The 12,527-nt window shown below is 61.7% G+C and carries 12 protein-coding genes; 8 read left to right on the forward strand and 4 right to left on the reverse strand.

The window, feature by feature from the left end:
• Positions 1 to 358: 358 nt before the first annotated feature.
• Complete coding sequence (locus IV498_RS02040) at positions 359 to 1,285, reverse strand: LysR family transcriptional regulator (protein ID WP_269044897.1); 927 nt, start codon at positions 1,283 to 1,285, stop codon at positions 359 to 361.
• 166 nt (positions 1,286 to 1,451) lie between these two features.
• Between IV498_RS02040 and IV498_RS02045 the strand changes: the two genes are divergently transcribed.
• The 6 genes from IV498_RS02045 (at position 1,452) to nrdF (ending at position 7,468) form a co-directional block, all read left to right on the forward strand.
• Positions 1,452 to 1,928 (forward strand): DUF2231 domain-containing protein, encoded by a 477-nt coding sequence (locus IV498_RS02045; protein WP_269044898.1) that lies wholly within the window; start codon positions 1,452 to 1,454, stop codon positions 1,926 to 1,928.
• Positions 1,929 to 2,098: 170 nt separating this feature from the next.
• Positions 2,099 to 2,863, forward strand: coding sequence for a hypothetical protein (locus IV498_RS02050; protein ID WP_269044899.1), 765 nt, complete (start codon positions 2,099 to 2,101; stop codon positions 2,861 to 2,863).
• A gap of 545 nt (positions 2,864 to 3,408) precedes the next feature.
• Entirely contained in the window at positions 3,409 to 3,654 is a 246-nt protein-coding gene (gene nrdH / locus IV498_RS02055; RefSeq protein WP_269044900.1) for a glutaredoxin-like protein NrdH, read from the forward strand.
• 153 nt (positions 3,655 to 3,807) lie between these two features.
• A complete protein-coding gene (nrdI, locus tag IV498_RS02060) occupies positions 3,808 to 4,236 on the forward strand; it encodes a class Ib ribonucleoside-diphosphate reductase assembly flavoprotein NrdI (RefSeq protein ID WP_269044901.1) in 429 nt (142 codons plus the stop codon).
• A 44-nt stretch (positions 4,237 to 4,280) separates the two neighbouring features.
• Entirely contained in the window at positions 4,281 to 6,401 is a 2,121-nt protein-coding gene (gene nrdE / locus IV498_RS02065) for a class 1b ribonucleoside-diphosphate reductase subunit alpha (RefSeq protein ID WP_269044902.1), read from the forward strand.
• 92 nt (positions 6,402 to 6,493) lie between these two features.
• Positions 6,494 to 7,468 (forward strand): class 1b ribonucleoside-diphosphate reductase subunit beta, encoded by a 975-nt coding sequence (gene nrdF / locus IV498_RS02070; protein WP_269044903.1) that lies wholly within the window; start codon positions 6,494 to 6,496, stop codon positions 7,466 to 7,468.
• Positions 7,469 to 7,811: 343 nt separating this feature from the next.
• On the opposite strand, the gene IV498_RS02075 is transcribed toward nrdF, so the two are convergent.
• From IV498_RS02075 to IV498_RS02085, 3 genes are read right to left on the reverse strand one after another with little or no spacing between them, the layout of a single operon-like run.
• On the reverse strand, positions 7,812 to 8,591 hold the full coding sequence (locus IV498_RS02075) for a carbon-nitrogen hydrolase family protein (protein WP_269044904.1): 780 nt from the start codon (positions 8,589 to 8,591) through the stop codon (positions 7,812 to 7,814).
• Positions 8,592 to 8,610: 19 nt separating this feature from the next.
• The gene (locus IV498_RS02080) at positions 8,611 to 9,966 is read right to left on the reverse strand and encodes an APC family permease (protein ID WP_269044905.1); all 1,356 of its coding nucleotides are present in this window, start codon (positions 9,964 to 9,966) and stop codon (positions 8,611 to 8,613) included.
• Positions 9,967 to 9,975: 9 nt separating this feature from the next.
• Positions 9,976 to 10,866, reverse strand: coding sequence for a carbon-nitrogen hydrolase family protein (locus IV498_RS02085; RefSeq protein ID WP_330059138.1), 891 nt, complete (start codon positions 10,864 to 10,866; stop codon positions 9,976 to 9,978).
• An 81-nt stretch (positions 10,867 to 10,947) separates the two neighbouring features.
• Between IV498_RS02085 and IV498_RS02090 the strand changes: the two genes are divergently transcribed.
• Positions 10,948 to 11,706 (forward strand): FadR/GntR family transcriptional regulator, encoded by a 759-nt coding sequence (locus tag IV498_RS02090; RefSeq protein ID WP_269044907.1) that lies wholly within the window; start codon positions 10,948 to 10,950, stop codon positions 11,704 to 11,706.
• Positions 11,707 to 11,888: 182 nt separating this feature from the next.
• Complete coding sequence (locus tag IV498_RS02095) at positions 11,889 to 12,374, forward strand: MarR family winged helix-turn-helix transcriptional regulator (protein ID WP_269044908.1); 486 nt, start codon at positions 11,889 to 11,891, stop codon at positions 12,372 to 12,374.
• The last annotated feature ends 153 nt before the right edge of the window (positions 12,375 to 12,527 follow it).

Below are 12,527 nucleotides of genomic sequence, written 5' to 3' on the forward strand. Positions count from 1 at the left end.
CCGCGGCAATATTATCCGCATTAATATCCATCCCACCCACCCTCACTTCACCAGGAACCCTACGACCTTCCCCAACTGTCTTAACGCTACCGAGGGGCACCGACAAAAAAGCCCCACACAACCACCACCACACACAACAGGGGAAAACATTTTTTCTCCATCCCACCGGTGCCCCAGCTTCTCCGCTGGCGAACCGTTTTCGTTATCCGCTGACCCGTCTGCCGCCGTCGGGCCTGGATCGCGCTCGTGGTCGCTTACGCGCCCGCCGCCGTCCCAGCCGATCCCGCACGGGGCGCACCAAGAGGACCAAGACCAGTTGATTTATTGGGAAACTGCGGTGTAATCGCCGCTCGACCCGCTACTGTTCGTGCTGCGGAATACGGGCAAGATCATGCATGATTCCGGAGAGCAGATCCACAAAGACCTCCACCTGCGCTGTTTGTTTTTCGTTAATGAGCAACGCGAAAATGTTTCGCGCTAACCGGATTTCAGGAACGTCCAGCACCACAATTCCCTGCGGTCGGTGCCGCAGCGCCAGCTCGGGAACCAGCGCCGCGCCCATTCCGGCCGAGACCAGTGCCAGGCTGGCGTTGAAGTCGTCGCTGTAGACGGCCACCTGCGGATGCAGATTGCAGCTGGCAAACAGCCGCTCGATCACGGCCGCGTCGCTGATCCCGGGATGGTGCATGATCCATGGCATGTCCGAGAGCTGCGCCGCGGCCACCTCGGCCTTGGGCCGGATGCCCCACGAGGAGGGCAGCACAACCCGGAAATTGTCGTCACCGATCCACTGCCGGTTGACGGTATGCGGCCAAGCCAGACCGCCCTGCCCCACTTGGTACACCAGAGCCACATCCAGCTCACCGCCGGTGCGCAGGCCTTGGATGGTTTGTGCGGGTTCGGCCACGGAGACCTTCAAGTTGATGCCGAGATCGTGCCAGGCGGAACTGGCGAGCAGGCGCGGCAGCACGTGGGTGGCCAGCGAGGGGAATATGCCCAGCCGCAGCTCCTGTGTCGTCGTTGCATCGGTGCGGGAGGTGGCTGCGAGCAGCGCGTCGATGTCCGTCAGGACTTTGGCAGCGTGCCGGGTCATGACGACGGCGGCCTCGGTGGGCAGCACGCTGCGGGCGGAGCGCTGGAAGAGCACGACGCCGGTATCTCGTTCCAGCGTGGACATCTGCTGGGAGACGGCTGAGGCGGTGTATCCAAGCCGTGCGGCAGCAGCGGCGAATGAACCCAGCCGGGTTACTTCCAGCAAGGTTCTCAGATGTATGGGGTTAACCACATCGGGTCCTTAAGGTCAGCGGGGCATTGAGGGTCAGCAAAACCTTGGCGCGCCCTCTAAAAGCATAAGCGTGTCAGGTTTCTTGGAGCGGCAGGGCAATCGCTGGGACGCGGCCCGGCGCCGCGTCGTCAGCGTTTGGCTAGGTTCGTCTGGAAGGATTTGGACTATGACTCTAAATGGCATCCCACTCCACCCGCTCATCGTGCACGGCGCGGTAGTCTTTGTCCCACTGACCCTGGTGTTCGCTGCGCTGCTTTTCCTCCGGCGTATTCGACGCACAATGACGTACATGGCCGGGGCTGCGGGCGTGCTTGGATTCATATTCGTTGCCGTTGCGCACAACACGGGGGAGCAGTTGCAGGAAGCACTGCCCAGCAACCGTGCCATCATTCAGCACGCGGAGCTGGCCACCACCATTATGCCCTTGACCTTCGCCGTTGGGTTTCTTCTCACTGTGCTGGCAATCCTTGAATTACCGGCGCCGGTCGCCGTAGTAAAAGTGCGGACCCGCATCCAGTCTTACCGTGTGGTGCTGCCCCTCGTCCGGGTCGTGGCGCTGCTGCTGGCGGTGGTGTCAGTCGTGCAGATCGTCCTGCTGGGCGACAGCGGTGCGGCCGCTGTGTGGTTCAACGTGGTTCGTTAGGGCCGCTGCGGTAAGACCACTGCTGCGCGAAACGCAGGAAGAGCACGACGCCGGTATCGCGTTGCAGCATGGACATCCGTTGCGAGACGGCGACGGCCCTCGATCTCGACAGTTTCGACGGCGTGTGCTAAACCAGAGCTAATTTCGAGTCCTCCCGACTGCACAGGGACGTGGTCTTCATGAAGAGATCAGCAACGGTTTCCACGGTCGTTACGGCGTGGTTTTTGACTGGAACTCTTGCAATCATGTTGGTGGGCTGCTCGGCGTGGAAGCAGTCGATAGCCGACGCCGTGACCGCGGCCAGGACGGCTGCAACCGAGTCTGTTTCCCTGTCGGAGCTTGCCCGAGTCTCGGATTCCAGTGATCTCCTGCGGGCCCTGAGAAACGCCCCTCGTCCGGGTGAACTCTCTGTCGAAGAGAAACAGTTTTTGGCCAACGCAAATGCCGTGGTCAAGTACTGGTCGCAGGCGAAGCAGACCCTGGGGCTTGCCGACACTGCGGCCGCCTCCATTCCGGACGAGGCGGTCACCTTGGTCGGTGCCGCTTTCCTCAAGAACCCGAGTGATGCGTTCCGCACACGTATGGATGACTTGGCCGGCAAAATGATTACGGGCATGGTCTGCTCGGCTGCGAACGACATGCTGGCATCGGGCGAGAAGCAGCGGCTTGCCAACGTGCAGCCGGCTTACGAACAGGGAATGGGCACGACCTTCGAGTCGATGGAGGCGTATCTGAGCCAGCAGCTCACGTACTTCGGCTACGACTTAGCCGAAGTAGAACAAGTCGTCGATGTCCCCAAGGTCGTGTCAGCCTCGCTGTCGAAAGCAAAGGAATATGTTGCAGCGGCGGGCGGGATCATCCAGGCTCCGGACTGGCAGACTCAGAGGGCCTACTTCTATTACCTCAAGCTGTGCGTTGTACCGAAGGCTGCGTAGTGCCCTAACGAGGCAGCCGGCGGCAGCGCTGTATGGGTTGGCCGCTTGGGTGTTGGAACACGGCGGGCATTGGAGCTTGGACTTTCGAGCCCTGCCGTCGTTGGGGCTGTAGGGGTTGGCCGACCTTCCACCGTCGACTCACGGGCGGCGGTTCCGACACGCCGTGCGGCCGTCGACACGCCCACAATCTCCTGTTCCTAACTATTCCACAGGCTGTGGATATAGCCACCGCAAAGCGCTGATTCCGGCGAACTTTCCGCTGCCGCCCTGTGGACTATCGGTGCATAAAATGACATACTTGTAATACATCATCTTGGGGTCATTCTCAGTGGCTCGCACTACATGTAGTATCGAAATACAGAAAGAGAGCAGACCGGGTTTGGGCCCGGTACGCTCGGGAGGCCAGCAGAAACCGTAACCTCCGCCCCGGTCAGCAACCGCCGCGGAACCTGCCTCACGGCAGTGGAAACGAACACGTCAGGCCCGCCAATAACGAAGAGCCGGAAGTCACCGTCACGGGTGCTTCCAAGAAGGGGACAGGGATCATGACCGTTACGGTTTACACGAAGCCAGCCTGCGTGCAGTGCAATGCCACATACCGCGCTTTGGACAAGAAGGGGATCACCTACCAGAGCGTCGATATCTCCCAAGACCCGGAGGCCCTTGAGCGTCTGCGGTCCTTGGGCTACATGCAGGCACCCGTCGTGATTACGGACCAGGATCACTGGTCGGGTTTCCGCCCGGATAAAATCGCCGAGCTGGCCCAGACCACCATCAGCTCCGTCGCCTGAGCATTCCCCGACGGCACTAGCGTCCATCGCGGGCTGAGTGGCCTAGAATAAATCGGCATGAACCAACCGGAAGAGTAAGAAACGACGGCGATACCAGCTTTAGCAGCACTTCAGGCTAAAGGCCCGACGGCGGTCCTGGGTCCGGGCGGGCGTGTGCAGCACACCGACACCTCCTTGATTTACTTTTCCTCGGTGTCCGGCAACACGCACAGGTTCGTTGAAAAGCTAGACCTAGATGCGGCTCGGCTGCCATTGCGCACGGGCGAGGACACCTTGCTGGCGTCGCAAACGTTCGTCCTGGTTTTGCCGACGTATGGGAGTCAGCCGGGGGCCGGCGCGGTTCCCAAGCAGGTCATTAAGTTCCTCAATATCGCGCAGAACAGATCACTTATTCGCGGCGTCATCGGCGCCGGGAACACAAATTTCGGGGAAGCCTACTGCTTGGCCGGCGACGTTGTCGCCAGCAAATGCAAGGTTCCCCATCTCTACCGTTTCGAACTCATGGGGACGCCGGAAGACGTCGACAAGGTTCACCAAGGATTGGATACGTTTTGGAAACGACTGTTGCAGCACAGGCCGTAGCCGGCGACGGCAGTGCAGTAAAGCCTGCCGAAAGGAACGCAGCTTTGCCCGCCGCCTACCACGGGCTCGGTTACCACGAGCTCAACGCCATGCTCAATCTCTACGGACCCGACGGCAAAATCCAGTTCGCGGCGGACCGCGAGGCTGCGCACCAGTACTTCCTGCAGCACGTGAACAACAACACGGTCTTCTTCCACGACCTGGAAGAGAAGTTGGACTACCTGGTCAAGAACGAGTACTACGAGCGGGAAACCCTCGACCAGTACACGATGAACTTCATCCGGGAGCTCTACAACCGCGCCTACAAGAAGAAGTTCCGTTTCGAAACCTTTTTGGGCGCCTTCAAGTTCTACACGTCCTACACGCTGAAGACCTTCGATGGCAAGCGTTTCCTGGAGCGCTACGAGGACCGCGTGTGCATGGTGGCCCTGCACCTGGCCCGCGGCAACGAAGCGCTGGCAACCCAGCTGATGGATGAGATCATCGACGGCCGCTTCCAGCCGGCCACTCCGACGTTCCTCAACGCGGGCAAGGCCCAGCGCGGCGAACTTGTCTCCTGCTTCCTGCTGCGCATCGAAGACAACATGGAATCGATCGGCCGTTCCATCAACTCGGCCCTGCAGCTGTCCAAGCGCGGCGGCGGCGTGGCCTTCGCGCTGACCAACATCCGCGAAGTTGGCGCGCCGATCAAGCAGATCGAGAACCAGTCCTCGGGCGTCATCCCGGTGATGAAACTCCTCGAGGACAGCTTCTCCTATGCCAACCAGCTTGGTGCCCGTCAGGGGGCCGGGGCGGTCTACCTGCACGCCCACCACCCGGACATCAACCGCTTCCTGGACACCAAGCGGGAGAACGCTGACGAGAAGGTCCGCATCAAGACGCTCTCCCTCGGTGTCGTGGTTCCGGACATCACCTTTGAGCTGGCCAAGCGCGATGAGGACATGTACCTGTTCTCCCCGTTCGACGTGCAGAAGGTCTATGGCATGCCGTTCTCGGACATCAACGTCACCGAGAAGTACTACGAGATGGTGGACGACGCCCGGATCAAGAAGACCAAGATCAAGGCCCGCGAGTTCTTCCAGACCCTGGCCGAGATCCAGTTCGAATCCGGCTACCCGTACATCATGTTCGAAGACACCGTGAACCGGGCCAACCCGATCGACGGCAAGATCATCATGTCCAACCTGTGCTCGGAAATCCTCCAGGTCTCCAAACCCACCACCTACCATGACGATCTCTCCTATGACGAGACCGGCAAGGACATCTCCTGCAATCTGGGTTCGCTGAACATCGCGAAGACCATGGATTCACCGGACTTCGGCCTCACCATCGAGACCTCCATCCGGGCCCTGTCCGCTGTCTCGGACATGTCCAACATCACCTCCGTTCCCTCCATTGCCAAGGGCAACGACCAGTCGCACGCCATTGGTCTGGGTCAGATGAACCTGCATGGTTACTTGGCCCGGGAGCGGGTGCACTACGGCTCCGAAGAGGGCCTGGAATTCACCAATATCTACTTCTACACCGTCGTGTACCACGCACTTCGGGCCTCCAACCGGCTGGCCATCGAGACGGGAAGCACCTTCGGAGGCTTCGAGAAATCCAAGTACGCCACTGGTGAGTTCTTCGACAAGTACACCGACGCCGAGTGGCTGCCCAAGACACCGCGCGTGGCTGAACTCTTCGATGGCATCGACATCCCGACCCAGGACGACTGGCGTGCGCTGAAGACCTCCGTAATGGAACACGGCATCTACAACCAGAACCTGCAGGCCGTCCCGCCGACCGGTTCGATCAGCTACATCAACAACTCCACCTCCTCGATCCACCCGGTGGCCTCCAAGATTGAGATCCGCAAGGAAGGCAAGATCGGGCGCGTCTACTACCCGGCGCCATACCTGACGAACGAGAACATGGAGTTCTACCAGGACGCCTATGAAATCGGCTACGAGAAGATCATCGACACCTACGCCGCCGCCACCCAGCACGTGGACCAGGGCTTGTCCCTGACGCTGTTCTTTAAGGACACTGCCACCACCCGCGACATCAACAAGGCCCAGATCTATGCCTGGCGCAAGGGCATCAAGACCATCTACTACATCCGTCTCCGCCAGCTTGCGCTGGAAGGGACGGAGGTGGAGGGTTGCGTTTCCTGTATGTTGTAGCCTACGGCAACTAAAAGGTACGACGACGGCGCAAGCCGACCGTCGTCGTCGTCCGCCCATTACTTTTTAGACAGTTTTAGAGAGAAGGAACGATGACTCAGCGAGTCAAGCTGCTCGGCCACGTCGAGGCCATCAACTGGAACCGGATCCAGGACGAGAAGGACGTGGAAGTCTGGAACCGTTTGGTCAACAACTTCTGGCTGCCCGAGAAGGTGCCGCTGTCCAACGACGTGCAGTCCTGGGCCACGCTCACACCGGACGAGCAGCAGCTCACTATGCGCGTCTTCACCGGCCTGACACTGCTGGACACCATTCAGGGCACCGTCGGCGCCGTCAGCCTGATCCCCGACGCGCTCACTCCGCATGAAGAGGCCGTTTACACGAACATCGCCTTCATGGAATCCGTGCACGCCAAGAGCTACTCGTCGATCTTCTCCACGCTGTGCTCCACCAAGGAAATCGACGACGCGTTCCGCTGGTCCACCGAGAATGAGTACCTTCAGAAGAAGGCCCAGATCGTGATGGACTACTACGCCGGCGACGACCCGCTCAAGCGCAAGGTCGCCTCCACGCTGCTGGAGTCCTTCCTGTTCTACTCAGGCTTCTACCTGCCGATGTACTGGTCCTCGCGGGCGAAGCTCACCAACACCGCCGACCTCATCCGGCTGATCATCCGCGACGAAGCCGTGCACGGCTACTACATTGGCTACAAATTCCAGCGTGGGCTGGAAAAGGTCTCCGAGGAGCGGCGCCAGGAGCTCAAGGACTACACCTTTGAGTTGATGTACGAACTCTACGAAAACGAAGTTCACTACACCCACGACCTCTACGACGCCGTCGGCCTGGCGGAGGACGTGAAGAAGTTCCTGCACTACAACGCCAACAAGGCGCTGATGAACCTTGGCTACGAAGCCATGTTCCCCTCCACCGTCACGGACGTGAACCCCGCGATCCTGTCCGCGCTGTCGCCGAATGCGGACGAGAACCACGACTTCTTCTCCGGCTCGGGCTCGTCGTATGTGATTGGCAAGGCTGTGAATACTGAGGACGACGACTGGAACTTCTAGAACAGCAGATAGACAGTGCGGAGTCGACAGCGACAACTATGTTGGCAAGCTCTGGGCGATCAATTCGTTTCGAGGGGCGACGCCATGTCCGCTGCCTAGGCCTCACGCGGACGGACGTATCCCTAACCCTGCTGAGCGTTACATAGGCGAGCAAACGGGATGCATTACAAACTCCGGTCCGGGATTCCGCGGCTTGCTGGACCTGGCCCGGAGTGTCCCGCGAACGAACGTTACCGGATGCTGCTGCCCTTGCCCTGTTGCGTCCCTGTGCCACGAAACACACAGAAGTCCTTGAAGGGGCAACGCAGGCGACTACTGAACTGCGGACGTCGGCCGCTACCGGTTACAGCCGGCGCTGACGGAGCGTCGGGAACAATTCCCGCACCCGTGCCACCGTTTCCGGGGAGATGTTCACCGCTGTGACGCCGGAGGCGAGCCCGAGATCGGTTTCGGTGACCCCCATGGGATCGACCAGAATGCTGCGGCCTACCGAGACGGGCGGTGCCTGGCATACTCCGACTACGTAGAGGCTGTTCTCGATGGCCCGCGCGGCATTCAATGCCAGCCACTGCTCGGTTTTATGGGTGCCCGGCACCCAGGATGAGCAGACGAGCAGAACCTGGGCGCCGGCGTCGGCCAGTTGCCTGGCCAGCTCCGGGAAGCGGAGGTCGTAGCAGGTCATCAGGCCGAAGTGGGTCCCCGCGTGCTCGAACACTACCGGGTCAGTGGACGGGCCGGGCTTGATGAACGTCGACTCGCCGAAGCCCTGCGCGTCGAAGAGGTGGATCTTCCGGTAGCGGGCCAGTAGGCTCCCATCCGGCCCGAATGCCACCACGGTGTTGAACGCCTTGTCCGGCTCCTCGGAGCTTTCCACCACGCCCGCCACCAGCGCGATGCGGTGGCGGCGGGCAGTGCTGGCCAGTTCCTGGCAGATGGGACCGTCCAGCGGCTCAGCCATTAGGGGGAAGGTAGCGTCCACCTTCTTTTTCTCGTAGGTGGCATATTCCGGGAAGACGACGAGCGTGGCGCCGTCGTGCGCGGCCTCCGCGGCGAACCGGTCTATCACAGCGAGGTTGGACTGGATGTCGGTGCCTGACTCCAGCTGCCCGAGCGCTATCCTCACGGTTGTTCCTTCCCTGCGATCAGGCTGCAGCCTCAACCGTCGCTTTTTCCGTGGCCGTCATTTCCGGTGGGGCCGCTTTGAAACCACGGGTGATAAGGGCTAGGACCACGATGCCCAAGCCCAGCCAGGATAGTCCCAGCGTAATGGCGTGGACGTCCAGTTGGGAGAGCAGGTACGCGCAGACGACGGCTCCTACCACCGGGACAACCACGTATGAGACAGCGTTCAGCCGATGCCCGGCACGGCACTGCCGGACGTAGTGGAACACCACGGAGACGTTGACCAGGGTGAAGGCGGTAAAGGCACCAAAGTTGATGAACGAAGTTGACGTGGCCACGTCAAGGAAGATCGCGATCAGGCCGACGATCCCAGTAAGGATCAGGTTCACCACCGGTGTGTGGAACTTCGCGTTCAGCCGGCCGAAGACCGCCTTGGGCAGGACGGAGTCCCGGCCCATGGCATAGAGCAGGCGAGAGGCGCTGGCCTGTGCCGCGAGGCCGGACGCGAACTGCGCCACCACCAGGCCGGCGAGGAACACAGCTCCGAACAGCTGACCGCCGATCTGCAGCGCGATGGCGCTGGCCGCGGAAGCCGAGTCCTCGAACACCCCGCCGGGGTGGACCAGCTGGGTCACGTAGGACACCGCCAGGAAGATCCCTCCGCCAATCAGCGCGATGAGCATGATGGCGCGTGGCATGTTCTTGCGCGGTTCAATGGTCTCCTCGGTGAGGGTGGTGACGGCGTCGAACCCCAGGAACGAATACGCAGCGATGGCCGCACCGGCGGAAATGGTGGCGAAGCTGGAGGTGTCGTTGAAGAATGGTTGGGTGCTGGCCAGGCCGCCGGCGCCTTGAGTGGACACCACGTTGCCGATGGCCAGCGCCACGAAGAACACGATGACCAGCAGCTGGAACGCCATCAGCACGTAGTTGGCCTTGTCCGCCACCTTGATGCCCAGAATGTTCAGGGCCGTGGTGATGAGGATGAAACCAACGACCCAGACACCGATGGGGATTCCAGGGAACTGGGCGCTCAGATAGGAGCCGCCGATGAGCCAGATCACCATCGGCAGGAAGAGGTAATCCAGCAGGATGGCCCAGCCCACCAGGAACCCCACCCTGGGATCGATGGACCGCCGGACGTAAGTGTAGGCGGAACCGGCCACCGGGTACGCGACGGCCATCCGCCCGTAGCTGTGCGCCGTGAACAGCATGGCCACGAGCGCCACCAGGTACGCTGACGGTGAGGCCCCGCCGGTGGTTTCGGCGATGATGCCGAAGATTCCCAGGACGATCAGCGGGGTAAGGTATGCCAGGCCGAACAGGACCAACGAGGGCAGTTTAAGCGTGCGCGTGAGGGCGGGTGTTGTTGTCACGGTGTTTCCTTAGGCGTTGAAGGACTGGGGAGCCCAGGTGGCCGGGCTAATCCGGCCCTGGTACACGGGCAGTTCAACGGCGTCGTCGCCGTTGAGGAACTGGGACCAGGGGCGGTTGAGGTTTTCGGTTCCGTGGGTCCTGACATGCTCGACGGCGGCAAGGTCGAGTTCGGCCGCGAGCACTACCGGGGTGTGGTCGGTCGCCTCGGCGAGGGTGTTGCCCTCGGGGTCCACGATGATGCTTCGGCCCTTGCCGGTGGGGCCGGCGCAGTTGACGCTGACCACAAAGACCTGGTTCACAATGGCGTTGGCCTTGGCGAGCACCAGTTCCTGCCTGCGGTCCGGCGTCGTGGTTTTCACGACGTTGAGGATGACTTCGGCACCCATCCAGGCGAGTTGGCGGGACACCTCGGGGAACCACGCGTCGTAGCAGATGTTCAGGCCCACCCTCCCGATCCCGGCCAGGTCCACGGTGGTGAACCGGTCACCGGGGTCGTAGGGCTCGAAGGGGCGCCAGGGGAAAACCTTCCGGTAATAACCGGCAAGCCCGCCCTCCGGGGAAAGGACCAGTTGGGTGTTGAACAACTGCCCTTCCGGGCCCCGCTCGCACACACTTCCTGGGACCAGCCAGATGCCAAGATCACCGGCGATCTGCCGCAGTTCCTTGACCAGGGGGCCCTCCAGCGGTTCCGCGGAAGCTTGAAGCGCTTCCGTACGCTGCCGGTCCGGGTCGGAATCCCCGAACAGGTGCAGCTCCGGAAAGACCACCAACTTGCTGTGGGGCTGGGCGGCGAGGGCGGCTTTGACCTCGTCCGCAAACGCCGAGACGGGCTCGCCGATGAGGCGGGGCCTGGCCTGGGCTGCGATGAGGGGAAGGATACGCTGCATGGTTCTCTCCACGTTGGGATGTGATCTGCACTATATTAGATCAGAATGATCTAATTATGGGAAGTGGGGAGAGTGGGCCGTAAAGTAGCGGACATGACCCGTCACTTGGAGGACACCGCCGGCACCTACCCTCTCGGCGCCGGAAGGCTGGCGGGAACCGACCGTCGAAGCGCCATGGACGCCGTGCGGCTACGGATTGGCATGGCGATTTCGCTGGGCCTGCTGAAGCCCGGCGATCGCCTGCCCGACCAGGAGGACGTGGCACTGGGCCTGTCGGTCAGCCCGATCACCGCCCGCCGCGCGCTGATGAGCCTGGCGGAGCACGGTGTGGTGGTCCGCCGGCGTGGCCGGGGCGGCGGAACATTCGTGGCTGACGAGCCCCCGCGGAGCGTGCTGGCTGAACTCTCCGCATCTCCAGGCGAGTCCCGAGCCGTGAACCGGATGGTGGACCGGAGGCTGCTTTTCGAATGCGCCGTGACGCACTATGCGGCCGTCAACGCCACGACCGAACAGCTCGATGAGCTCGAACGGCTGACCCATGACATGGCCGAATCTGCAGACTGGTCGGACTACCACCAGGCAGACAAGCAGTTCCATCAGCTGGTGGGCACCGCGTCGGGGCTGGGCACCGCGGTGGAGGAGTACCACGAGACGCTGGCACAGCTCTACGCCTACTTCATCCCCTACCCGATCCAGCTCCTGCATAAATCGAACTGCGACCACATCGCGCTGGTGGCAGCTCTACGGGCTGGCGATTTCCAAAAAGCCGTGGAAGTCTCGCGCAAACACGTGGATATCCTGCACCGGACGATGTTCATGGGCCTGACGAACGGCGGCGCCACCTCCGAGTGACGAACGACGGCGGTTGACTGAAGCCGGATGCCCCTTCGGGGGTGCCCATGTTGCCGGAACCGAAAATCGTAACGCTGGTCATTGGAACTCCTTGATTGTTGGACCAGGTTGGCCCGATGGTTGAAGATACAACTAAATTACCACAGTTTGTTGTAGATACAACTATCCCGTATACTGGGGACATGGAAAATGAGCGGTGGCTGAATTCAGAGGAGCGGGAGGCTTGGGTAAAGTTTGCGGCCGTGCTGGAGCTGCTGCCTGCTTCGCTGGATGCCCAACTGACCGGAGACCAGGAGCTCACGCATTTCGATTACTGGGTACTGGCCATGCTCTCCGAGGCCGAGGGGCACAAGCTGCGTCTGACGTCCCTCGCCGCGAGGACCAATGCCACTCTGCCGCGGCTGTCCCGGGTCGTGAGCCGGCTGGAGCGCCAGGGGCTGCTGGAACGGAAGCCCTGTCCAGAGGACGGCAGGGCAACCAACGCCGTGCTGACCGACGCCGGGAGGGCGAAGGTTGTCGACGCGGCACCCGGACACGTCGCGCACGTCCGCGCCGCCGTCGTCGACGCCCTGAGCCGGGAACAAATCCGCCAACTCTCAGCCATCTCCACGCAGCTGCTCGCACGTCTCGATCCGCAGGGCAAGATGTTCGCCTCAGAGAGTCCCTGAGTTTGAACGGCTCACGCCCTCCCCGGTATCGCCCTGCACCACATTGGCGACTTGAGGAGCGTGTCCGAGCCAAACACGCCGTCGAAACCGACCTGCAGCGGCTCAATGTGGGGCAGGACGGAATGTGCCGATTCGCCCGGGCGCCCCGGGTCG

Origin of the sequence: Paenarthrobacter sp. Z7-10 (assembly GCF_026932795.1) — a bacterium.
In the GTDB taxonomy this organism is placed as follows: domain Bacteria; phylum Actinomycetota; class Actinomycetes; order Actinomycetales; family Micrococcaceae; genus Arthrobacter_M.

Coding starts and splice junctions, on each gene's coding strand:
- IV498_RS02045 (WP_269044898.1), top strand. CDS start 1,452: ATGACTCTAAATGGCATCCCACTCCACCCGCTCATCGTGCACGGCGCG.
- nrdH (WP_269044900.1), top strand. CDS start 3,409: ATGACCGTTACGGTTTACACGAAGCCAGCCTGCGTGCAGTGCAATGCC.
- nrdF (WP_269044903.1), top strand. CDS start 6,494: ATGACTCAGCGAGTCAAGCTGCTCGGCCACGTCGAGGCCATCAACTGG.
- IV498_RS02090 (WP_269044907.1), top strand. CDS start 10,948: ATGACCCGTCACTTGGAGGACACCGCCGGCACCTACCCTCTCGGCGCC.
- IV498_RS02095 (WP_269044908.1), top strand. CDS start 11,889: ATGGAAAATGAGCGGTGGCTGAATTCAGAGGAGCGGGAGGCTTGGGTA.